Origin of the sequence: Rhizobium indigoferae (genome assembly GCF_034554815.1) — a bacterium.
GTDB classification, from domain to species: Bacteria; Pseudomonadota; Alphaproteobacteria; order Rhizobiales; family Rhizobiaceae; genus Rhizobium; species Rhizobium leguminosarum.
Genome location: NZ_CP140635.1, coordinates 3,703,364 through 3,725,565, shown reverse-complemented (window position 1 = coordinate 3,725,565; position 22,202 = coordinate 3,703,364). Strand labels below are relative to the sequence as shown.

Here is a 22,202-nt window from a genome sequence, read left to right as displayed (position 1 = left end):
GATGCAAGGAATAACAGTTATCGAGAATATGGATCATGCTGGACCTTTCGCAATTGCGCAGTTTCGTCGCCGTCGAGCAGATGGGCAGTTTCACGCTCGCCGCAGAAAGGCTCGGCCTCGGGCAGTCGACGGTCAGCCAGCACATCCAGCGGCTGGAGACGGCGCTCGGGCGCAGGCTGCTGGCGCGCGACACCCATAAGGTGATGTTGACCGGCGATGGCGAGGCACTGCTGTCGCATGCGCGCGCCATGCTTTCGATCGAGGGGCAGGTGCAGTCGCTGTTTAAGAGCAACAGCCTGCGCGGCAGTCTGCGGCTCGGCGTATCGGAGGATTTCGTCACCAGCCAGCTGCCGGCGGTGCTGGAGGATTTCGTGCGTTCGCATCCATCGGTCGACCTGGAACTGACGGTTGCGCTTTCCGGTGTGCTTTACGAGATGCAGGACAATGGCGAGATCGATCTGGTGCTCGCCAAGCGTCGGCTCGGCGATGCGCGCGGAAAACTCGTCTATCGCGAGCCGCTCGTCTGGCTGGCGCGCGATCCCGAGCGCGTGCTCGCCTCAGGGCCTCTGCCGCTGATCGCCTTTCCGCCGCCGAGCGTCACACGGGTGATCGCGCTCGAAGCGCTCGGGCGAAACGGGGTGCCGTGGCGGATCGTCTGCACCTGCGGCAGCCTGAGCGGGTTGACGGCAGCGGCGCGAGCCGGGATGGGCGTGCTGGTGCAGCCGCGCAGCATGGCACCATCGGGCCTGAAGGAGATCGCTGCGGGAAAACTTCCGGTGCTGGAGGACGTGGAATTCGTGCTGGTGCCGCGTAAGGGAGCGGACCAGGCACTGGTTTCAGCACTGTCGGAGGATATTCTGCAAAAGGTGAGGGGACTGAGGTCGGCGTGAATCCTTGCCCGTCACCGAAAGGCCTGCCGGGCCGGCAGGCCTTTCCGGCAGGCGATCAGGCGGCCAGGCACTTCAAGAAGCCATCGACATCCGCTTCGGTGGTCGCGAAGCTGGAGACGAGGCGGATCAGGGTTTCGCTTTCGGAAACGAGTTCGGGCGTTGCCGCCGGGACCGGCCACTCGTAAAATTTGGCCCCCTTTTCCTCCGCAATTTTTGCGGCACTTTTGCTGACCACAGCAAAGACTTCGTTGGATGCGGTCGGCCAGGCCAGGCGAGCCGAGTTGCTCGTGCCGATGCCGGCGCGCAGCCTGTCGGCCATGCCGTTCGAATGACGGGCGAGATCGAGCCAGAGACCGTCTTCGAAATAGGCATCGAACTGGGCGGCGATGAAACGCGATTTGGAGAAAAGCTGGGCGGCGCGCTTGCGGATGAACGGCATTTCCCGGGCTTGATCCGGATTGAAGATGATGATCGCTTCGGCACACCAGCAGCCGTTCTTGGTGCCGCCGAAGGACAGCATGTCGACGCCGCGCCTCCAGGTCATTTCGGCCGGGGTGGCGCCGAGTGCGACCAGGGCGTTGGCGAAGCGGGCGCCATCCATGTGGAGCGGCAGATTGCGCTTCCTTGATATGGCGGCGATCTCGCCGATCTCCGGCAGGGAATAGACGGTGCCGATCTCGGTCGCCTGGGTGATGGTCACGGCGCTGGCGCGGCCGTGATGGACGGCGTCCTCGGGAAAGCTTGCGATCTTTGCCGAAAGTTTTGCCGGGTCGATCTTGCCGGCTTCGCCGTCAACGGCAACGAGACGGGCGGCACCGGAGAAAAATTCCGGTGCACCGCATTCATCCTCGATCACATGGGCTTCCGAATGGCAGAAGGTGATGCCGCCGGGGCGCTGGACGCTTGCCAGCGACAGCGAGTTGGCGGCCGTGCCGGTAGCGACGAAGAAGATCGAAACCTCACGCTCGAAGATCTCGGAAAAACGGGCTTCGACCTTTCTGTCGAGATCGCCGGCGCCATAGGCGGCGGCAAAGCCGGTCGATTCCGTCAGCAGACGTTCGGCAATGGATTTGTGGGCGCCGGCCCAGTTATCGGAAGCAAAGAACATGTGGGGAAACCGTGAGAAAGGAAGGGGGTGGCAAGTCCGCAGCGGACATTACGCCAAAGCTTCACAGGATCAAGGTTGTCGCCCGCGACACATCACGGAAATTGAACTACGCAATTAATAAACAAAATGATACGGCATAACGTAATTTTCTTTCGTCATGGCCGCTACCCAGGCAATCTTCCGTCGCAAATTGACGTTTTTTGACGGAGCGCTCTTGCAGAGCCGAATGCTTTCTGGCATAGAACTGATGAATTAGGACAGTGTTGCTGTCCTATTTTGGCCTTTATGACCGAAGAGGCGCCGAAAGCCCTGGAACAGAACGGCTTTCACGCTATAGTTCTTCCGAGCGTCAAGCCTCAAGGGCGGCGCGCGGAGGCGAATGGCAGGCGCGGAACGCGACGGTTTGCTTTCCTTTAAAGCAGATGTCTGCGGCCGATCTTCACAATGCAACAGCGCTGTCATGCGCCGAACCTATCTTCGGGTTGCGGCGCGGGACGAAAAGCCGCCCGCGGCCCCGCGGGCTTCGACAGGAGGAAAGATGATGACGAAGACGCCATCCATGGAAGTTGACCGGTTTGCTGCTGCAGAGCTGCGCGCGACGGCCAATATGTCCAAATCCGCCTCCGGCCTGCCGAAGAAACAGGGCCTCTACGATCCGCGCAACGAACATGATGCCTGCGGCGTCGGCTTCGTCGCGCATATGAAGGGCCAGAAGTCACACCAGATCGTCAAGGATGGCCTTTTCATCCTTGAAAACCTGACGCATCGCGGCGCCGTCGGCGCCGATCCGCTGATGGGTGACGGCGCCGGCATCCTGGTGCAGATCCCCGACCGTTTCTTCCGCGAGGAGATGGCCGAGCAGGGCATCACCCTGCCGCCGGTCGGCGAATATGGCGTCGGCCATATCTTCATGCCGCGCGATGAAAAGCAGATCGAGCACTTCAAGAAGGTGATCAAGGACGTCATCACCGAGGAAGGTCAGGCCTTCATCGGCTTCCGCGACGTGCCCGTCGACAATTCCTCGCTCTCCAAGGCGCCGGCCATTGCCGCAACCGAGCCGCATCATGTGCAGGTCTTCATCGGCGCCGGCGAGGATGCCGAAAACAACGACGAGTTCGAGCGTCGGCTGTTCACGCTGCGCAAGGTCATCTCCAACCGCATCTATGACGAGTTCGACGGCGAGGAGAGCAATTTCTATCCGGTGTCGCTGTCGTCGGCGACGGTGGTCTACAAGGGCATGTTCCTGGCCTATCAGGTCGGCGTCTATTACAAGGACCTGTCGGATCCGCGCTTCGAAAGCGCGGTCGCCCTGGTGCACCAGCGCTTCTCGACCAACACCTTCCCGTCGTGGAAGCTCGCGCATCCTTACCGCATGGTCGCCCATAACGGCGAGATCAACACGCTGCGCGGCAACGTCAACTGGATGGCGGCGCGCCAGGCATCGGTCTCCTCGCCGCTGTTCGGCGAGGACATCTCCAAGCTCTGGCCGATCTCCTACGAGGGGCAGTCAGACACGGCCTGCTTCGACAACGCACTCGAATTCCTGGTGCGCGGCGGTTATTCGATGGCGCATGCCGTGATGATGCTGATCCCGGAGGCCTGGGCCGGCAATCAGTCGATGGCCGCAGAACGCAAGGCCTTCTACGAATATCATGCGGCGCTGATGGAGCCCTGGGATGGGCCGGCTGCCGTTGCCTTCACCGACGGCAAGCAGATCGGCGCGACGCTCGACCGCAACGGCTTGCGGCCGGCGCGCTACCTCGTCACCGATGACGACCGCGTCATCATGGCGTCCGAAGCCGGCGTGTTGCCGGTTCCGGAGGAGAAGATCATCCAGAAGTGGCGCCTGCAGCCGGGCAAGATGCTGCTGATCGACATGGAAGAAGGCCGCATCATCTCCGACGACGAGGTGAAGTCGCAGCTTGCGACGGCGCATCCCTATCGCAGCTGGCTCAACCGCACCCAGCTCATCCTCGAAGACCTGAAGCCGGTGGAGCCGCGGGCGCTGCGCCGCGACGTGTCGCTGCTCGACCGCCAGCAGGCCTTCGGCTACACGCTCGAGGATACACGCATCCTGATGTCGCCGATGGCGACGACGGGCCAGGAGGCGATTGGCTCGATGGGCACGGATACGCCGATCTCGGCGATGTCGGAAAAGCCGAAGCTGCTCTACACCTATTTCAAGCAGAACTTCGCGCAGGTGACCAATCCGCCGATCGACCCGATCCGCGAGGAACTGGTCATGAGCCTGGTTTCCTTCATCGGGCCGCGGCCGAATATTCTCGACCACGAGGGCGCGGCGAACGCCAAGCGGCTCGAGGTTCGCCAGCCGATCCTGACCAATGGCGATCTCGAGAAGATCCGTTCGATCGGCCATACGGAAGATCGTTTCGACACCAAGACGCTCGATTTCACCTATGATATCGAGCGTGGCGCCGAAGGCATGCCCGAGATGCTCGACCGGCTCTGCGAGCGCGCGGAAGCGGCGGTCAAGGGCGGCTACAACATCATCGTGCTCTCCGATCGTCAGATCGGGCCGGACCGGATCGCCATTCCGGCACTGCTGGCGACGGCTGCCGTGCACCATCACCTGATCCGCAAGGGGCTTCGCACCTCGGTCGGTCTCGTTGTCGAGACCGGCGAACCGCGCGAGGTCCATCATTTCTGCCTGCTCGCCGGCTACGGCGCCGAGGCGATCAACCCCTATCTCGCCTTCGACACGCTGCTCGACATGCATGCCAAGGGCGAATTCCCGAAGGAAGTGGATGCTTCCGAAGTTGTCTACCGCTACATCAAGGCAGTCGGCAAAGGCATCCTCAAGGTCATGTCGAAGATGGGCATCTCGACCTACCAGTCCTATTGCGGCGCGCAGATCTTCGATGCGATCGGCCTGCAGTCGGAACTGATCGACAAGTATTTCTTCGGAACCGCGACGATGATCGAAGGCGTCGGCCTCGAGGCGATCGCCGCGGAAACCGTCGCTCGCCATAACGCTGCCTTCGGCACCGATCCGCTTCTTGCCACGACGCTCGACATCGGCGGCGAATATGCCTACCGCATGCGCGGCGAAAGCCATGCCTGGACGCCGGATGCGGTCGCCGCCCTTCAGCATGCCGTGCGCGGCAATGCCGAGGATCGCTACCGCGAATTCGCCGATATGGTGAACAATTCGGCGCTGCGCATGAACACGATCCGCGGGCTCTTCAAGATGAAGAGCGCCGAGGCGATTGGCCGCAAGCCGATATCGATCGACGAGGTCGAGCCGGCGGCCGATATCGTCAGGCGTTTCTCGACGGGGGCGATGTCCTTCGGCTCGATCTCCAGGGAGGCGCATACGACACTGGCGATCGCCATGAACCGGATCGGCGGCAAGTCGAACACCGGCGAGGGCGGCGAGGAATCCGACCGCTACATGCCGCTGGCCGATGGTTCGATGAACCCGGAACGTTCGGCGATCAAGCAGATCGCGTCGGGCCGCTTCGGGGTGACCACCGAATATCTCGTCAATGCCGACGTGCTGCAGATCAAGGTGGCGCAAGGCGCCAAGCCTGGCGAAGGCGGTCAGCTGCCGGGCCATAAGGTTGACGCGACCGTTGCCAAGACCCGCCATTCGACACCGGGTGTCGGCCTGATTTCGCCGCCGCCGCACCACGACATCTATTCCATCGAAGATCTGGCGCAGCTGATCTACGATCTGAAGAACGTCAACCCGACCGCCGATGTTTCGGTCAAGCTCGTCTCTGAAGTCGGCGTCGGCACGGTTGCCGCCGGTGTGGCCAAGGCACGCGCCGACCACATCACGGTCGCCGGCTTCGACGGCGGCACGGGTGCGTCGCCGCTGACGTCGCTCAAACATGCTGGCAGCCCTTGGGAAATCGGACTTGCCGAAACCCAGCAGACGCTGGTGCTGAACGGGCTGCGCTCGCGCGTCGCCCTGCAGGTGGACGGCGGGCTGAAGACCGGCCGCGACGTCATTATCGGGGCGCTGCTTGGAGCCGACGAGTTCGGCTTTGCCACCGCGCCGCTGATTGCCGCCGGCTGCATCATGATGCGCAAGTGCCATCTCAACACCTGTCCGGTGGGTGTGGCGACCCAGGATCCGGTGCTGCGCAAGCGCTTCAAGGGCGCGCCGGAGCACGTCATCAACTATTTCTTCTTCGTCGCCAACGAAGTGCGCGAAATCCTCGCCTCACTCGGGTTCACCCGGCTTGACGAGATCATCGGCGCCTCGGAGCTTCTGGAGAAGGACGAGATGCTGAACCACTGGAAGGCGAAGGGCCTCGATTTCAGCCGTATCTTCCACAAGGTCGACGCTCCCAAGGAAGAGACCTTCTGGACGAGCCGGCAGAAGCACCCGATCGACGACATTCTCGACCGCGTGCTGATCGAGCAGGCGCAGCCCGCACTGACGGCCAAGACGCCCGTCGCCTTCGAGGTCGGCATCAAGAACGTCGACCGGTCGGCGGGAGCAATGCTTTCCGGCGAGGTCGCCAAGCGCTTCCGCCATCGCGGACTGAAGGAAGACACGATCAATGTGACGCTTCGCGGCACGGCGGGGCAGAGCTTCGGCGCCTTCCTGGCGCGCGGCGTCACTTTCAACCTGATCGGCGACGGCAACGACTATGTCGGCAAGGGCCTTTCAGGCGGCAAGATCATCATCCGGCCGCCGGAGAATTCGAGGATCGTGGCCGAGGACTCGATCATCGTCGGCAACACCGTGCTTTATGGTGCGACCGAGGGCGAATGCTATTTCCGCGGTGTGGCAGGCGAACGTTTCGCCGTGCGCAATTCGGGCGCGATCGCCATCGTCGAGGGTGTCGGCGACCATGGCTGCGAATACATGACCGGTGGCGTTGTCGTCGTGCTTGGCGCCACGGGCCGCAACTTCGCGGCCGGCATGTCCGGCGGTGTCGCCTACGTGCTCGATGAGACCGGCGATTTCGCCAGCCGCTGCAACATGGCGATGGTCGAGCTCGAGCCGGTGCCCGAGGAGGACGACATGCTGGAGAAGCTGCATCATCACGGTGGTGACCTCATGCACAAGGGACGCGTCGACGTCTCTGGCGACATGACGCGCCATGACGAGGAGCGCCTCTACCAACTGATCTCCAACCATCTGCACTATACGGGCTCGGCCCGCGCCACGCAGATCCTCGACAACTGGGCCGACTACCGTCCGAAGTTCCGCAAGGTCATGCCGGTCGAATACCGTCGGGCGCTCGAGGAAATGGAGCGCAGCCGGATGGGCATCGCCGCAGAATGAATTGCACCGGGACATCCGTCACCAGCTGACTGCAGGTGACGGATGACGAAAATATCTCAATGACCCGTGACGATCATACCGACGGCGAAGGCTGTTCAGATCGCACGGATGTCTTGCAGGGGATATGGTCCAATGACGGTCAAGACAAGCAACTTGCCCCGGGTACCGGGACTGACGATAGACAGATTGGCTGCGGTGAGGCGGTCATGAGGGTAAGGGACGAAAACATGGGTAAGGTAACAGGGTTTCTGGAAATCGACCGGCAGGTGGCGAAATACCAGCCGGCGTCGGATCGTATCCGCCATTTCCGCGAGTTCACGATCCCGATGTCGGACCCGGAAGTGCAGAAACAGGCCGCGCGCTGCATGGACTGTGGCATCCCCTATTGCCACGGCCCGACCGGTTGCCCTGTTCACAACCAGATTCCCGATTGGAACGACCTCGTCTACAACAACAACTGGGAAGCGGCGATCCAGAACCTGCATTCCACCAACAACTTCCCCGAGTTTACCGGTCGCGTCTGCCCGGCGCCCTGCGAGGAAGCCTGCACGTTGAATCTCGAGGATGCGCCGGTTGCCATCAAGACGGTCGAACAGGCGATCGCCGACAAGGCCTATGAGCTCGGCTTCATCCGGCCGCAGCCGGCGACGGTCCATACCGGCAAGAAGGTCGCCGTCATCGGCTCCGGCCCCGCCGGCATGGCGGCTGCCCAGCAGCTCGGCCGCGCCGGCCATGAGGTGCATCTCTATGAGCGCGAGACCAAGCCGGGCGGCCTGCTGCGCTACGGCATTCCCGATTTCAAGATGGAGAAGAACTTCATCGACCGCCGCGTCGAACAGATGAAGGGCGAGGGCGTCACCTTCCATTGCGGCGTCAATGTCGGCGTCGACGTCAAGGTCGAGCAGTTGCTTGCCGATCACGACGCCGTTCTTTACTGCGGCGGCTCCGAGACGCCGCGTGAGGCGGGCATTCCGGGCACCGACCTTGCGGGCGTGCATGATGCGATGCCCTATCTGGTGCAGCAAAACCGCCGCGTCGGGCGGGAGAACATCGACAGCGTCGGCTGGCCGTCGGACCCGATCCTTGCCGGCGCCAAACATATCGTCGTCGTCGGCGGCGGCGATACGGCTTCGGACTGCGTCGGCACGGCCTTCCGCCAGGGAGCCGTCAAGGTCACACAGCTCGACATTCGGCCGCAGCCGCCGGAGAAGGAAGACAAGCTTGCCGTCTGGCCCTTCTGGGCGACGAAGATGCGAACCTCCTCCTCACAGGCCGAGGGTGCCGTCCGTGAATTCCAGGTGGCGACTCTTGAATTTGTCGGCGAAGACGGTGTGCTCACCGGCGTCAAGTGCTGCGAGGTCGACGAACGCCGGCGGCCGGTTCCAGGTACGGAATTCGTCATCCGGGCCGATCTCGCCTTCATCGCCATCGGTTTCCGCGGGCCGTTCACCGGCAGCGTGCTGAAGGAGCTGGAGGGCAAGCTGACGCTCAACACCGACAAGCGCGGCTCGACCAACGTCGTCGCCAACGATCGCGACTACAAGACTTCGGTCGACAAGTTCTGGACGGCGGGTGACGTGCGCCGCGGCCAGTCGCTGGTGGTCTGGGCGATCCGTGAAGGCCGCCAGGCAGCGCGCGCCATCGACGAGGAATTGATGGGTTCGACCGTTCTGCCGAACTGACCGTCGGCCGCACACCTTCCCGAAGACCACGAACTCCGCCCCTCCGGCGGAGTTTTTTCATGGTGCGCCGCGCTGTAGTGCGACGGCTTGACGCGGAGGCTGTGCGCCGCAAGCCTCAGGCAATGCCTGGAAGCGAGATTTTTCGCCGGACGCGGGCTCAGGAGGAGCCGGCGGCGACCGAAGCGGAGATGCCCCGCCGTTTTGGCCGTAACGCATTTCACCATCGGCCGCGGCGTGAGACCGCGAATGATCGACAAGGACATTTCCAATGGTTTCCGCACTTGACAGCACGCGGCTGGTTTCGGCCCAATATGCTCTGAAAAACCTCCGCGGCTCCGACGACAGCTCGCAGGACACGCAGAGTTCGTCGGCCGCCAGCATTCTGAGCAGCTACGGGCTCGATCCGAGTTCTGCCTCGCTTCTTTCCAACCAGGCCCTTTCCGGGCTGCTCGACACGCTTTCGGCCCAGAGCGACACGTCTGATGAGTCCGACACGACGGGTGATAGCGCCGACGTAACCAGCGCCTCCTTCATGTCGATGCTGAAGCAGCAGCTGCAGGATGCGGCTGCGGCCGAAGGCGAGAGCGGCAAGGCGCACGACATGCTGGCTGCCCTGGAAGCGGGCACGCTCACCATCACCGATCCGACGCAGGGTGTGTCGGTCAACGCCTGGGATGTCGATGATCCCGATGAGGCGGACACTGAGAGCAAGGCCGGCAAGGAGATTGATGTCAGCGGCTGGAGCGACTTCCTCGATGCGCATCTGGAGCGCGGCTCCGACGGCGCCTTCGTCAAGGAAAACGGCAGCTATGTCGACCAGACGAACGACAGCAACGCCTTCTTCGGCCTGATCGGACAGAACTACTATTATCTGAGCTGGCCGCAGGCGACGGCGAAGTAGACGGGACGAAGCGGAGGGCCGCCTCGCGCGGTCTCTTTTATTTGACCGAGACTTCGGCCGGCGCCTTTGCCACAGGCAGGCGGTAATCATCGACGCGGCCGGGAGGTGCGGGCGTCATTTCGCCCTGCTCGACCAGGAGGTCGCGCGGCGACCGCGTCAAAGCCATAGGCGGCGGCCTGGCGCCGAGAAGCTCGGCGCCGCCATCGAGATCGGGATCGGAGAGGCTGATCGGCACGGTATGTTCGACCGGATTGTCGGGAAGGCCGAGACCGGGCAGATTGCTGGAGTCGAGGCGGACCAGATCGGGGCTTGCCTGCGTGCCGAGAAGGCGCCGGGCCGGTTTTTCCACATAGAAGGCAAGTTTGCGCCGGCCGGCCTGGGTAAGATTGATGCCATCAGAAGTGCGCAGGCGTACCTGCTGGCCGTTCACATCCGAGCCGGTGACGATGAAGTTGCCGTTTTCGTCGACGAAACCATCCCAGATATCGACGAATTCGCCGCCGATGCTTTCGACCTGGTTGCGGTAGAGCTGGTTCATCTGGACGGCATCGGCCGTCATCGAATCGGATTCGAAGGCAGGAAGGCCGACCCAAAGCAGCGGGATCTTGCGGCCGGTGACCTCCTTGCCGAAAGAAAGGACACGGCGGCGGTATTCGGTGAACCAGCCATCGGTGCGGAATTTCTCCTTGGCGGTGTCGGTCACCATCTGCTGGCGGTCGTTGGCGCCGATCATGACAACGACCATTGCCGGCTTCAGCTCGTCGATCATCTTCGGCAGCTGTTCCGGCCAGTCGTAATAATCGTCGCGGACAAGGCCTGAGGAGACGTTGCCGCGGGCTTCGACGACGACGCCTGGCGAGGTCTCGAAGGCGGCGGTGAGGCCGTCGCCGAGGCCGCTGGCCAGGAAATCGCCGACGATCAGGATCGTTCGGGCGTCACCGAGCTTCTGCACCGCCGGCTCCTCTTCGACGGTCCGCAAGGGTGGCGCGGTGCGGGTATTGACCACGGCCTTCGGTGGCGGTGGGCGCTTGCGCTGCTGGCGCCTCGGCTGCTGGACATCAGGGGCTTGCGGCGCATCGTCGAGATAGCGTCGGCCGAGGAAAAAATCGAGGATCGAACGGCGCTGATAGCGCTGCTCCTGGGCTTCGGCGACATGCACCGGCGCAAGAGCGCCAAGGCATAGCGAAGCCGCCGCCAAGGCGAGCACGAGCCAACGGATTGGGGTGCGATCAGTTTTCTTCGTCATGGGCAGTTCCGCATCTGCCGGCATCTTGCACGCAGGGTAGGCCAGCGTCCACTCCCGCTACTATCTAGGTCACGGTTCGGCCTGTTGTAGAGCATCATGCCGAAAAGTGTGTGGGGTTTTCGGGCGGTATCATGCCCTACTTCGTTGATCGAAATGCGGGTTGAGATTTCCGGCCGGTCCGGCCGGGATCATCCCGATCTAGCGGCGCAGTGCGTTCAGAAGCGGCAACGAGGGCTCACCGTCCGGCTGCATGCCGATGCGCGACTGGACGGCTGATATTGCCGCCTTCGAACCCGACCCGAAATTGCCGTCGACCTCGCCATTGTAATAGCCGAGCGTCTTCAGACGGGTCTGCAGCTCGAATTTCTCGGTGATATCAAGGGCGCCGTCCGGGCGCGGCCAGCGCTGTTGCATGCCGCCGTAGCCGGCGATCTGGTCGGCCAGCAAGCCGACGGCGAGCGCGTAGCTATCCGAGGCATTGTAGTTCTTGATGGTGAAGAAGTTGGCGGTCATCAGGAAGCCCGGGCCACTGGGCCCGGCCGGCATCTTCAGCATGGCTTTGGTGGCGCTCTCGCGGAAGGCCTTGCCGTTCGGGCGCGTCAGGCCGAGTGCCGCCCATTGGGCCAACGTATGGGTCTTGCCGGCCTGCTTGGCGACTGCGGCGGGAACGACGACCTCGTAGCCCCAGGTCTTGCCGGTGTCCCAGCCGTTCTTCATCAGGAGATTGGCCGAGGTCGCCAGCGCGTCGGGGACCGAATTCCAGATGTCGCGGTGGCCGTTGCCGTCGGCATCGACGGCATAAAGCAGGTAGCTTGTCGGAATGAACTGGGTGTGGCCCATGGCGCCGGCCCAGGAGCCGGTCATCTCGCGTGCCGGCACATCGCCGTTCTGCAGGATCTTCAGTGCCGCGACCAGCTGCTTCTTGGCGAATTTGGCGCGGCTCGGATCGGCGTAGGCAAGCGTTGCCAGGGCGCGCGGCACGTAGTGCAGCCGGTCGTCCTTGTCGAGAACCGCGCCATAATTCGATTCCATCGACCAGATGGCCAGCAGAATGGTCTTGTCGACGCCGAAACGCTGCTCGATCGCAGCGAGCGTCCTTGCATGCTTGGCAGCCATCTCGCGGCCGATCTTGACGGTATAGGGGTTGACGCGGGAATCGACATAGTCCCAGATCTTCGAGGTGAATTCCGGCTGGTAGGCGGCCTTTTCGAGCACGGTCGGATCGGGCTCGCTCACCCCGGAAAAGGCCTTTTGATAAGTTGCCTTACTGATGCCACTCTGAGCGGCAGTTTGGTAAAAATCCGCGATCCATTTCTGGAAGCGGGAATCAGCTTTCGCGTTGTCGGGGACCAGTGCCACCTGGGCAGCGACAATGAGGGCGAGAGCAAGACCACGAAGGGAGTTTTTGTGATTCTGGGTCATCGACAGTCGTATCCGTCATCTTCAGTTTCTGGTGCAGCGGGACATCCTATCCGCCCAGACCCGAGACTACAGGAACGGAGTCAACAAAATCTTTACCATGGCGATCCGCTGCGGTCACCATTTGCAAAACAGTAGCAATTCTATACTAGTTAAAGCTAAAAAGCTCTATTTCCAAAGCGATGTGATCGAAGCAGGAGGCCGGGTGTGGCTCAACACAACAAAGTTCGTAAAGCAGTATTTCCGGTTGCCGGGTTGGGAACGCGATTCCTGCCGGCGACAAAGGCTGTTCCGAAGGAAATGTTGACCGTCGTCGACAAGCCAATCATTCAATATGTCGTCGATGAGGCGATCGAGGCCGGGATCGAACATCTGGTCTTCGTCACCGGACGCAACAAGCACGTCATTGAAGATTATTTCGACATCCATTTCGAGTTGGAACAGACGCTGCGCGAGCGCGCCAAGAAGGCTGAAATCACCCTTCTCGCCCAGCAATTGCCGAAGGCCGGCACGGTGAGCTTCACCCGTCAGCAGGAGCCGCTCGGCCTCGGCCATGCGGTCTGGTGCGCCCGCGAGATCGTCGGCGACGAACCCTTCGCACTGCTGCTGCCCGATATGATCATGAAGGGCGACAAGGGCTGCATGAAGGGCATGATCGACCTCTACGGCCAGAGCGGCGGCAATATCATCGCCGTCGAGGAATGCGCGCCCGACCAAGCGCATAAATACGGCATCGTCGGCGTTGGCGAGGCGATCGGCGACGGTTTCCGTATCACCGGCATGGTGGAAAAGCCCGCCAAGGGGACTGCGCCTTCCAACTTCTTCATCAACGGCCGCTACATCCTGCAGCCGGAGATCTTCAAGATCCTCGAAACCCAGGAGCGCGGCGCCGGCAACGAGATCCAGCTTACCGACGGCATGCTAAAGCTGCTGAAGGAACAGGATTTCGCCGGTTACCACTTCCGCGGCGCGACCTACGACTGCGGCGCCAAGGACGGTTTCATCCTGGCAAACGTCGCCTTCGCCCTCGAACGCGCCGATATCCGCCCCTCCGTCGAAGGCGGCTTCAGGGAACTGCTTGCCGGCCTGAAATAAGTTGTAGATTCAATGTAATAGAGCGCCGCGTGTCCCAACAGATACGCGGCGCTCTATTTTGGTCGTCATTCTTAGCGTTTCAGCTTGAGACCGACGCCGGCTCGCCATTGCTGCGAATCGCTTCCTTCCTTGCGCGTCGTCAGCTCGTAGCCGAGTGTGCTGGTGAGATCGAGATAGCGGTTGATGTTCCAGGTAAGGCCGGTCGCAGCGGTATAGACGAGCTCGTCGTTGATGGTGCTATCCGTCGGATAATCGCGCCATATTACGCCACCGATCATCGTGCCGACCAGATTGTCGCGCAACTGGTGGGTGACCGTCGTCGTCAGCGCGTGCGAAACGTAGCCGCTTTCGCCCGCCGTGGTCGAGGGCTGGATGCTCGTCTGCAGGTCGAGGTTGACATCGGTGCCGCGGATCGGCGACCAGAGCAGGCTTGCATCGAGTGTGGCCGTATCGATCGAGGATAGCCGGCTGTCTTCGAAATCCGCCATCTCGTAGCCGACACCGACTTCGCCCTTCAGCTTTTCACCGAGATCGACCTCGACGCCGGCCTTGGCGCCGTAGCTATGGCCCGAACGCTCGTAGCCGGCGGAGTCTTGCGTTTCGTCATAGACCGTGCGGCCGATGTTGGCCTCGATGAAGGGGATGAGCGCGGGTGACAGTTCGTAGCCCACACGGCCACGCAACGTGCCCGTCGTCTGATTGCGGTCGCTGAGGGAGACGGTCGTGCCGTTCGAGAGTTTAGCGTCCGAATAGATCGAGCGTGTCAGCGCAAGTGCAGTCGTGCCGCGCAGGATGCCAAAATCGCGCTGGACGGAGGCGCCGGCCGAAAATTCCTGGACGTCCGACTGCTGCGCGGCGTTGGCGATGGCGTCGGGATCGTCCGTATCCTCGCGGTAGAAATTATAGCCAGCGGTCAGGTGCGCGGTCGTATCGTCGGGAAGATCCAGCCTGAGGTCGCTGTTGAGCTTGAAGGAAGGCTGTTCCTCACCCTCGCCGCTGACATTCTTCTGCCAGGCGCCTTCCGAGGTCACGGTCAACTGATGCCGGCCCCAGTCCGAGGTCAGGGTCGCTGCCGCATCGGTTTCGAGAAAGGCGCGCCGCTGCGTCGTATTGTCGTCCTTGGTGGTCTCGGTGTTGATGCTCTGGGTGACGCTCGGGCGGAGCACAAACGTGCCGATCGGGATTCCCGGCGTTTCCTCTGTCGAGGCGCCTTCGGCAGCCCTGCGGCGCGGCAGTGCCTCATCGACCGGCGCTTCACGGGTGTTCAGCCGGCGGATGTCCTCGTCGAGGATGGAGCCGGTAATGTCGTCGCCGGCTTGGGCATCCGGTACGGCGGGCCGCTGCTGGGCACCGTCCGCGTTCGCAGTCGCGCCGTTTGCCGCAGGAGTGGCGGTATCGTCGGTCTCGTCATCGAAACCGGCGGCGGATGCCGCATTGTTGGTGGCGTGGTTGTCCTGAGAGGTGGCGGAGCGGCTGTTTGCGGGCTGCGAGGCGGACTGCGCGAAGGCTGCCGTCTGGCTGAGAAGCAGGCCAGTGAGCACGGCAAATGAGACGGCACAGCTCATGGCGCGGAGCGGCGTCACACTGCTCGTCTGTTTTGGCTGGCCCATGCAATTCGCGCCTGACATGCTTTCGGTTCTTACCCAAAGGTAAAGCCTTGTGGTTAACCATTCGTTGCCGGCGGCCGGCGCTGTTCACAATTCGGAAAGACTGCGGGGTGGACTTGGAAAGTGAAAAGGTCTAACGCAACTTCATGATCAGAAGAGCGATAAACCTCGTTGAAAACAGCGTGCTCGAGTCGGCAAAACGCACGGTAGAGACCGAAAGACGCGGTCTTGAAGCGCTCGAACAGGCCTTTGACGATGGCTTGGCCGGTCCTTTCACACGGGCCGTCGAAGTCATCGGCGACATCTCCGGACGCGTGATCGTCACCGGCGTCGGCAAGAGCGGGCATATCGGCGCCAAGCTGGCGGCGACATTTGCCTCAACGGGAACGCCTGCCTTTTTCGTGCATGCGGCGGAGGCCAATCACGGCGATCTCGGCATGATCGCGCGCGACGACGTCGTCTTGGCGATTTCCAAAGGTGGCGAGAGCGCCGAGCTCAAGAGTATCATTTCCTTCACGCGGCGCTTCTCCATTCCGCTGATCGCGATCACCTGCAGCGAAGGGTCCTCGCTGGCGACCGCCGCCGATATCGTCCTGCTGATGCCGAACGAGCAGGAGGCCTGCCCGAATGGGCTGGCGCCGACGACCTCGACGCTGATGCAGCTTGCAATCGGCGACGCGCTGGCGGTGGCGCTGTTGGAGGCGCGCGGCTTTACCGCTACGGATTTCCACGTCTTCCATCCCGGCGGCAAGCTGGGTGCGAGCCTGATGCATGTCGCCGATGTCATGCATACCGGCGAGCGGCTGCCGCTCGTTGCCAAGGGCACACCGATGCCGGAGGCGATCACCGTGCTGTCGCGCAAGCATTTCGGCTGCGTCGGGGTGCTGGATGAAGATGGGCGGCTCTGCGGCATCGTCACCGAAGGCGACATGGCGCGCAATCTCACGCGCAATCTTTCAGAGCTTGATGTCGACGACATCATGACGCGGACGCCGAAGACGGTGAAGCCGACGGTGCTGGCGACGGCAGCGCTGGCGCTGCTCAACCAGCATCACATCGGCGCGCTGATCGTCATCGACGACGACCGCCGGCCGGTCGGGCTGGTGCACTTCCACGACCTGCTGCGGATCGGCGTCGCCTGATCAGGCTCGTTCGATCAGACGGGCTCGACTCTGAGGTCGCGGCCATTGCTCGAGACCACCTTCACCTGCGTTCCGACGGGCAGGTCGGGTCCCATCACCTGCCATAGTGTATCGTCGAGGCGGATTCGGCCGCGGCCCTCGCGGATCGGTTCGTGCAGGGTGGCGGTGCGGCCGACGAGGCTTGCGCCGCGCTGATTGAGGAAGGGCTCGTCGGTCGTGGCATTGCGCAGCGTCAGCCGGCGGCCGGCGAAGGTCGTGGCAACGGCGAGAAGCGCAAAAAGAATCGCCTGCAACTCCCAGACCCAGAAGGCGCTGTCCCAGAAGAGTAGCGATAGCGCGCCGACGATCAAGGCGGCAAGGCCGATCCAGACCAGGAAGAAGCCGGGAACAATCATCTCGGCGGCAAGCAGCACGAGCCCTGCGACCCACCAACTCCATGGACCGAGTTCGGTGACGATCTTCGCCAGCATGGCTTATCGCTCCTGCTCGGGATTGAAAGGATTGGGGGTCGACGGATTGATCGGCGGCGTCGAGCGTGCCGGTGCGGGGCGCGGGCGCGGCGGCACGGGTAGTGGCGTCGACGGGCTGCTGCCGGCATCGCCGAAGACTTCGCGGGCAATGGCGCCAATGCCGCCGAGCGAGCTTAGGATGGAAGACGCTTCCATCGGCATCATCACGATCTTGGAATTGGGCGCCGAACCGATCGAGGTCAGCGCTTCGGTGTATTTCTGCGCGACGAAATAGTTGATCGCCTGGATGTCGCCGGCGGCGATCGCCTCGGAGACCATCTTCGTTGCCTTGGCTTCGGCCTCGGCTAGACGTTCGCGGGCTTCGGCGTTGCGAAAGGCGGCCTCGCGCTGGCCTTCGGCCTGGAGAATGGCGGATTGTTTGGCACCTTCGGCCCTGAGGATCTGCGCGTTGCGCGAGCCTTCGGCCTCCAGCACCTGCGCCCTCTTCTCGCGCTCGGCCTTCATCTGGCGGGCCATCGCATCAACGAGGTCGCGCGGCGGCTGGATGTCCTTGATCTCGACACGGGTGACCTTGATGCCCCAGGGATGCACGGCTTCGTCGACGACACGCAGCAGCCGGTCGTTGATCGCATCACGGTTGGAGAGCAGTTCGTCGAGATCCATCGAACCCATGACCGAGCGGATGTTGGTCATGGTGAGATTGAGGATGGCGTTTTCGAGGTTGGAGACCTGATAGGCGGCCTGGGCAGCATTCAGCACCTGATAGAAAGAGACGGCATCGGCCGAAACCGAGGCATTATCCTTGGTGATCACCTCCTGGGTCGGCACGTTCAGCACCTGTTCCATCACGTTCAACTTGGCGCCGACACGCTCGATGAAGGGGGTGATGAGGTTGAGGCCAGGCTCCAGCGTGCGGGTATAACGCCCGAAGCGCTCGATCGTATAGCGGTAGCCCTGCGGCACGGTCTTGATCCCGGCAAAGAGCACTAGGATAACGAAGATGACCAGCACGATCACGACGATGTCGAAGCCGCCGAACAGCATGAAAATTCCTCCTATCGGCGCATGCGCGCCTGCCCAACTCATGTGGTGAGTTAGCACGTTATTTGCGAGGAAGAAATGAGGGCGCAACCGCCCGGGCTGCAAGTGAAAAGGAGGTTCCGTTTCGGTTAATTCATTAGGCGGTTGCTAAAGCGCATCGCGATCTTTCAGATTCGCTCCCGCGCTTTATGTCTTTGTTTCTACGCATTTGGTTATCGCAAAACCGCTGCACAGTTTTGCGCGACATGCTTTAGCTCCTCGTCCGACGCCGCTTTCTGAATGGGGCTCTCAGACCCAGCCCTGCAATTCGCGACGGACGACCTTTTCCAGCACCTTCATGCCGTCCTCGCCGTCGTTGAGGCAGGGAATATGCGCGAACTTATCGCCGCCGTTCTCATGGAAGGAATGGGCCGCCTGCTCGGCGATTTCCTCCAGCGTCTCCAGACAGTCGGAGACGAAGCCGGGATTGATGACGGCGATGCGCTTGACGCCGTCCTTGGCGAGCTTCTCCACCGTCTTGTCGGTATAGGGCTGTAGCCATTCCTCCGGCCCGAAGCGGGATTGGAAGGTGACCATGAAGTTTTCCTTGGTCAGCCCGAGCCGCTCGCGCAGCAGCCGGCCGGTCTTCTGGCATTGACAGTAGTAGGGGTCGCCCTGTTTGAAATAGGACATTGGAATGCCGTGGAAGGAGGCGAGCAGCATCTCCGGCTTCCAGTCGAGGGTCGAAAGATGCCTCTCGACCGACGTGGCGAGCGCCTCGATATAGGTCTCGTCGTCATGATAGGCGGGAACGGTGCGTAGCGCCGGCTGCCAGCGCATCGAGAGCAGCTTCTGGAAGGCCTTGTCGTTGACGGTGGCGGTCGTCGCCGCCGCATATTGCGGATAAAGCGGGAAGAGCACGATACGGTCGCAACCCTCTTCTTTCAGCGCGTCGATGCGCGAGGCAATCGACGGGGTGCCGTAGCGCATCGCCCAATCGACCTTGACGTTATCAAGATCCTTCAGGCGCGCGGCCATCAGCTCCGACTGATTGCGGGTGTAGGTGCGTAGATAACTTTCGTTCTTCTCCTTGTTCCAGATCAGCTCATAGGCCTTGCCGACCTTCTGCGGGCGGGTGTTGAGGACGATGCCGAACAGGATCGGATACCACTTCCAGGGCGACCATTCGATTACGCGGCGATCGGTGAGGAATTCCCTGAGATAGCGGCGCATCGAGGTATAGTCGGTGCCATCAGGCGTGCCGAGATTGACCAGCAGGACACCGACCTTGCCTGACTTGACGGCCGGATGGTCCGCCGGGCGGAGTGAAATATCTGCTGTCATTCTGGTCCCAAAGCTCTTTCTGTCTCTTCGGCTCATACGCAGCCTAGAGATCGTGGTTCACCCTATAGAAACAAAAACCGGCCCGGGAAACCCCGGGCCGGCCAGTGACATCGGGACAAATCGTCTTACTTGGCAGGGACCTCGATCTCCTTGCCGACTGTCAGGTGCCGCGGGTTCGGCTTGCCGTTCGCATCCGAGAGCTTCCGCCACAACGTGCCGTCGCCATAGAAGGTCACGGCGAGATCCCAGAAGGTGTCGCCCGCGGCGATGACGTGGGTAGAAGGCGTCGTTGCGGCAGGTGCGGAGGCTGCCGGCGCGGGGACCGGTGCTGCTGGTGCCGGGGCAGCAGGTGTGGGTGCAGCGGGTGCGGGAGCCGGCTCCGTGGACGGAGCAGGCGCGGCCGGTGCAGGGGTGGGTTCGGTGGAGGGGGCCGGAGCAGCCGGTGCAGGCGCAGGCTCGGAAGCGGAAGGAGCGGGCGCTGCCTGCGCCAGTTCCGTGACGCGGCCATCCGTGTATGGCTTGTAAGGCGAATGCGCGGCGACGTATTCGGCGGTCACATCTGCAAGATCCGGGCCGAAATCATAGGCGTTCTGGCCTTCCTTAAAGATCGAATAACCGTCGCCGCCGGCCCGCATGAAGTTGTTGGTCGCGACCTTGTAGGTCTTGGCCGGATCGATCGCAGCGAAATTGTCGCCGTCCTTCACCTGCACATCGCTGACACGGCTGCCGACGGGCTTCGACTGGTCGAAGGAGAATTTGAGGCCGGCGACCTGGGGGAAACGGCCGGCGCCCTGGTCGATCTGGCTGACGCCGTTTTCGAGCGCCTTGACGACGTTTGCGCCGGTCAGCTCAAACGTGGCGAGCGTGTTCTGGAACGGCAGGACGGTGATGACCTCGCCCTGGGTGACCTCGCCGCCATCGATTGAAGCACGCAGGCCGCCGCCGTTCTGAACGGCGATGGTGACGCCCTGATTCTTGGTGCGATCGAGCATGGCATCGGCCACCAGATTGCCCATCGAGCATTCCTTGACGCGGCAGACCTTGCGGTCGCCTTCGATCGGGCTTTCGGAAGAGCCGATCACCTTCTTGCGCAATTCCTCGATCGGCTTTGCCAGTTCGGCAATGCGGGTGATGACGGCCGGATCGGGCGTAAAGGTGGAATCGATCAGGATCGGATCGCCCTTGGCATCCTTGACGACGCCGCTATCGTCGAAATTGACGACGAGGTCGCCGAGATACTTGCTGTAGGAGGCGGCCTGGACGACCGGCACTTTATAGCCGCCGGGATTGTCGACCATCGTCGGGTAGGGGCCTTCGGCCTTGGGGTCGGTGTTGGAGAGCAGGCTGTGGGAATGGCCGCCGACGACGATATCGACATCCGGGATCTTGGCGATCAGGGCGAGATCGCGGGGATAACCGACATGGGTCAGCGCGATGATCTTGTTGACGCCCTGGCTCTTCAGATCCTGAACGGCTGAAGTAATGGCCTGGACGTCATCGGCGATCGTCACGTTCGGGCCGGGGGAGGAAAGCTCTGCCGTATCATTGGTGACGGCGCCGACGATGCCGATCTTCTGGCCACCAACATCGAGCACCAGCGAGGGCTTGATGCGGTCGCCGAGCTTGGAGGCGGCTGTCGCCTTGACATTCGCCGTCACGACGGGGAACTGCACCTTGTCGAGGAAGGTCGCAAGCCCATCCTCGCTGTCGTCGAATTCATGATTGCCGACGGTCATGGCGTCGAACTTCATCAGGTTCAGGAATTCGGCTTCGGCCGCTCCCTTGTAGGTCGTGTAGAAGAGCGAGCCCTGGAAATTGTCGCCGGCATTGAGGAGGAGGACATTCTTGCCCGATAGCGCCTGACGACGCTGGTCGATCGCGGTCTTCAGGCGGGCGGCGCCGCCGAAGCATTCCTTCTTGCCTTCCTCCTCTGCCGAGCAGGTGGAGTCGAACTTGTTGATCGATTCGATGCGTGAATGGAAATCGTTGATATGAAGAATATTGAGTTCGTAATCCGCAAAGGCGGCGCCCGCGCTCAGCGCCAGCATGGACGCGGTCAAAAGACCGAAGCTGAAAGACTTCGTCATCCCTGTTCTCCTGATTGAGGCGAAGAATCCCCCTTGATCCTCGCCGATCCCTTTCATCGTGCGCCGGGGCGGTTTCCCGGCGTGCGGATGTTCCATCAGACGATGCACAACCGCAAGAGAAAGCTGGGCCAGGCTGGGCGCTTTCCAAGGGGGCAGGGCAAAAAAGCCGGGTTGCTTATCCCCGGCATTCGCCGTCGGCGGCGTTTCGATAGAGTTCGTGCACGGCCTCTGCAATATTCGGAACTGCAGCGAGTGCTATGACCAAGCAGAGAAGGGAAACAAGGCGATGAAAGCGCTGGCCGGCCCGATAGGCAAGGAGCGCACCTGCGCCGTAGATCAGGACGGCAGGCACGGCGAAGATCAACGCCTGCAGCGGCCCGTCGCAATCGGGAGCGGCGATGCCCTGGGCACGATAGACGTTGGCCGGCAAGACGACCGCAAGTGCCGCAAGCGGCATTGCGAGCAGCAGGATGAGATAAGAGGCGAAGGCCCGCATGGTGTGCTTAGCCTATCACCTCATTTTTCAGCCGCGGCGGGAAAGCGTGAATTGTGCGCCGGAATCGGAGGTGCAATTGAGCTGGCTCGGGTTGACGAGGGCGCAATTGACCTTGGACTGGGTCTTGCGCACCAGCGAAGTCATGTTGATCTCCACCAGGGTCGGTGAGGTATTGATATAGGTACCCGAGGCAAGAAGCTGGTTGCTGTCGGTCGTGCGGGTGGTGAAAGTACCGCCCTGGAAGGTGGAAACGATGCCGTTCGGATCGCTCCAGTTGCCTTCGACGCCGGTAGCGGCGGGCGCGGTTGCAACCGGCAGACGGCGCGGCTCTGATGAAACGCAGGCGGCAAGAGCGGCCGCTGCACCGACAAGAACGAGACCAGTTCTGATTTTCATAAGGCTTCTCCCGGCGAATCGGCGCGGCGGACACCC

General features: G+C 62.2%; 16 protein-coding genes. 6 read left to right on the top strand and 10 right to left on the bottom strand.

Going from position 1 to position 22,202, the window contains the following annotated elements; genetic code table 11:
• Positions 1–35 precede the first annotated feature (35 nt).
• The gene (locus U5G49_RS18520) at positions 36–890 is read left to right on the top strand and encodes a LysR substrate-binding domain-containing protein (protein ID WP_018243539.1); all 855 of its coding nucleotides are present in this window, start codon (positions 36–38) and stop codon (positions 888–890) included.
• 55 nt (positions 891–945) lie between these two features.
• Here U5G49_RS18520 and U5G49_RS18515 read toward each other — a convergent pair whose 3' ends face one another.
• A complete protein-coding gene (locus U5G49_RS18515) occupies positions 946–1,998 on the bottom strand; it encodes a threonine aldolase family protein (RefSeq protein ID WP_193444297.1) in 1,053 nt (350 codons plus the stop codon).
• A 538-nt stretch (positions 1,999–2,536) separates the two neighbouring features.
• Here U5G49_RS18515 and gltB point away from each other — a divergent pair.
• From gltB to U5G49_RS18500, 3 genes are all read left to right on the top strand, one after another.
• Complete coding sequence (gltB, locus tag U5G49_RS18510) at positions 2,537–7,261, top strand: glutamate synthase large subunit (protein WP_193444296.1); 4,725 nt, start codon at positions 2,537–2,539, stop codon at positions 7,259–7,261.
• A gap of 227 nt (positions 7,262–7,488) precedes the next feature.
• Complete coding sequence (locus U5G49_RS18505; protein WP_026188524.1) at positions 7,489–8,943, top strand: glutamate synthase subunit beta; 1,455 nt, start codon at positions 7,489–7,491, stop codon at positions 8,941–8,943.
• A 268-nt stretch (positions 8,944–9,211) separates the two neighbouring features.
• Positions 9,212–9,844, top strand: coding sequence for a hypothetical protein (locus U5G49_RS18500; RefSeq protein WP_018243535.1), 633 nt, complete (start codon positions 9,212–9,214; stop codon positions 9,842–9,844).
• Between the two features lie 37 nt (positions 9,845–9,881).
• On the opposite strand, the gene U5G49_RS18495 is transcribed toward U5G49_RS18500, so the two are convergent.
• The gene (locus U5G49_RS18495) at positions 9,882–11,114 is read right to left on the bottom strand and encodes an SGNH/GDSL hydrolase family protein (RefSeq protein WP_018243534.1); all 1,233 of its coding nucleotides are present in this window, start codon (positions 11,112–11,114) and stop codon (positions 9,882–9,884) included.
• A 174-nt stretch (positions 11,115–11,288) separates the two neighbouring features.
• Positions 11,289–12,512, bottom strand: a complete 1,224-nt coding sequence (locus U5G49_RS18490) for a lytic murein transglycosylase (protein WP_018243533.1) — start codon at positions 12,510–12,512, stop codon at positions 11,289–11,291.
• Between the two features lie 204 nt (positions 12,513–12,716).
• Here U5G49_RS18490 and galU point away from each other — a divergent pair, with 204 nt between their 5' ends.
• A complete protein-coding gene (gene galU / locus U5G49_RS18485) occupies positions 12,717–13,604 on the top strand; it encodes a UTP--glucose-1-phosphate uridylyltransferase GalU (protein WP_018072820.1) in 888 nt (295 codons plus the stop codon).
• Between the two features lie 71 nt (positions 13,605–13,675).
• Here galU and U5G49_RS18480 read toward each other — a convergent pair whose 3' ends face one another.
• A complete protein-coding gene (locus U5G49_RS18480) occupies positions 13,676–15,214 on the bottom strand; it encodes an outer membrane beta-barrel protein (RefSeq protein ID WP_193444295.1) in 1,539 nt (512 codons plus the stop codon).
• 143 nt (positions 15,215–15,357) lie between these two features.
• Here U5G49_RS18480 and U5G49_RS18475 point away from each other — a divergent pair, with 143 nt between their 5' ends.
• Positions 15,358–16,353, top strand: coding sequence for a KpsF/GutQ family sugar-phosphate isomerase (locus U5G49_RS18475; RefSeq protein ID WP_018243531.1), 996 nt, complete (start codon positions 15,358–15,360; stop codon positions 16,351–16,353).
• Between the two features lie 14 nt (positions 16,354–16,367).
• On the opposite strand, the gene U5G49_RS18470 is transcribed toward U5G49_RS18475, so the two are convergent.
• From U5G49_RS18470 to omp10, 6 genes are all read right to left on the bottom strand, one after another.
• Positions 16,368–16,823 carry an NfeD family protein gene (locus U5G49_RS18470; protein WP_018243530.1) on the bottom strand — a complete coding sequence of 152 codons (456 nt, stop codon included), beginning with the start codon at positions 16,821–16,823 and terminating at the stop codon, positions 16,368–16,370.
• Positions 16,824–16,826: 3 nt separating this feature from the next.
• A complete protein-coding gene (locus U5G49_RS18465) occupies positions 16,827–17,867 on the bottom strand; it encodes an SPFH domain-containing protein (RefSeq protein ID WP_003542866.1) in 1,041 nt (346 codons plus the stop codon).
• A gap of 285 nt (positions 17,868–18,152) precedes the next feature.
• Positions 18,153–19,187, bottom strand: coding sequence for a ferrochelatase (gene hemH, locus U5G49_RS18460; RefSeq protein WP_018243529.1), 1,035 nt, complete (start codon positions 19,185–19,187; stop codon positions 18,153–18,155).
• Between the two features lie 125 nt (positions 19,188–19,312).
• The gene (locus tag U5G49_RS18455; protein WP_193444294.1) at positions 19,313–21,274 is read right to left on the bottom strand and encodes a bifunctional metallophosphatase/5'-nucleotidase; all 1,962 of its coding nucleotides are present in this window, start codon (positions 21,272–21,274) and stop codon (positions 19,313–19,315) included.
• 175 nt (positions 21,275–21,449) lie between these two features.
• Complete coding sequence (locus tag U5G49_RS18450) at positions 21,450–21,770, bottom strand: hypothetical protein (protein WP_193444293.1); 321 nt, start codon at positions 21,768–21,770, stop codon at positions 21,450–21,452.
• Between the two features lie 27 nt (positions 21,771–21,797).
• Positions 21,798–22,166: an outer membrane lipoprotein Omp10 gene (gene omp10, locus U5G49_RS18445; protein WP_018243526.1), complete on the bottom strand. Its 369-nt coding sequence runs from the start codon at positions 22,164–22,166 to the stop codon at positions 21,798–21,800.
• Positions 22,167–22,202 lie beyond the last annotated feature (36 nt).

Excerpts from the sequence above, each read along its gene's own strand:
- U5G49_RS18520 (WP_018243539.1), top strand. The coding sequence starts at position 36 with ATGCTGGACCTTTCGCAATTGCGCAGTTTCGTCGCCGTCGAGCAGATG.
- U5G49_RS18515 (WP_193444297.1), bottom strand. The coding sequence starts at position 1,998 with ATGTTCTTTGCTTCCGATAACTGGGCCGGCGCCCACAAATCCATTGCC.
- gltB (WP_193444296.1), top strand. The coding sequence starts at position 2,537 with ATGATGACGAAGACGCCATCCATGGAAGTTGACCGGTTTGCTGCTGCA.
- U5G49_RS18505 (WP_026188524.1), top strand. The coding sequence starts at position 7,489 with ATGGGTAAGGTAACAGGGTTTCTGGAAATCGACCGGCAGGTGGCGAAA.
- U5G49_RS18500 (WP_018243535.1), top strand. The coding sequence starts at position 9,212 with ATGGTTTCCGCACTTGACAGCACGCGGCTGGTTTCGGCCCAATATGCT.
- U5G49_RS18495 (WP_018243534.1), bottom strand. The coding sequence starts at position 11,114 with ATGCCGGCAGATGCGGAACTGCCCATGACGAAGAAAACTGATCGCACC.
- U5G49_RS18490 (WP_018243533.1), bottom strand. The coding sequence starts at position 12,512 with ATGACCCAGAATCACAAAAACTCCCTTCGTGGTCTTGCTCTCGCCCTC.
- U5G49_RS18480 (WP_193444295.1), bottom strand. The coding sequence starts at position 15,214 with ATGGGCCAGCCAAAACAGACGAGCAGTGTGACGCCGCTCCGCGCCATG.
- U5G49_RS18475 (WP_018243531.1), top strand. The coding sequence starts at position 15,358 with ATGATCAGAAGAGCGATAAACCTCGTTGAAAACAGCGTGCTCGAGTCG.
- U5G49_RS18470 (WP_018243530.1), bottom strand. The coding sequence starts at position 16,823 with ATGCTGGCGAAGATCGTCACCGAACTCGGTCCATGGAGTTGGTGGGTC.
- U5G49_RS18465 (WP_003542866.1), bottom strand. The coding sequence starts at position 17,867 with ATGCTGTTCGGCGGCTTCGACATCGTCGTGATCGTGCTGGTCATCTTC.
- hemH (WP_018243529.1), bottom strand. The coding sequence starts at position 19,187 with ATGACAGCAGATATTTCACTCCGCCCGGCGGACCATCCGGCCGTCAAG.
- U5G49_RS18455 (WP_193444294.1), bottom strand. The coding sequence starts at position 21,274 with ATGACGAAGTCTTTCAGCTTCGGTCTTTTGACCGCGTCCATGCTGGCG.
- U5G49_RS18450 (WP_193444293.1), bottom strand. The coding sequence starts at position 21,770 with ATGCGGGCCTTCGCCTCTTATCTCATCCTGCTGCTCGCAATGCCGCTT.
- omp10 (WP_018243526.1), bottom strand. The coding sequence starts at position 22,166 with ATGAAAATCAGAACTGGTCTCGTTCTTGTCGGTGCAGCGGCCGCTCTT.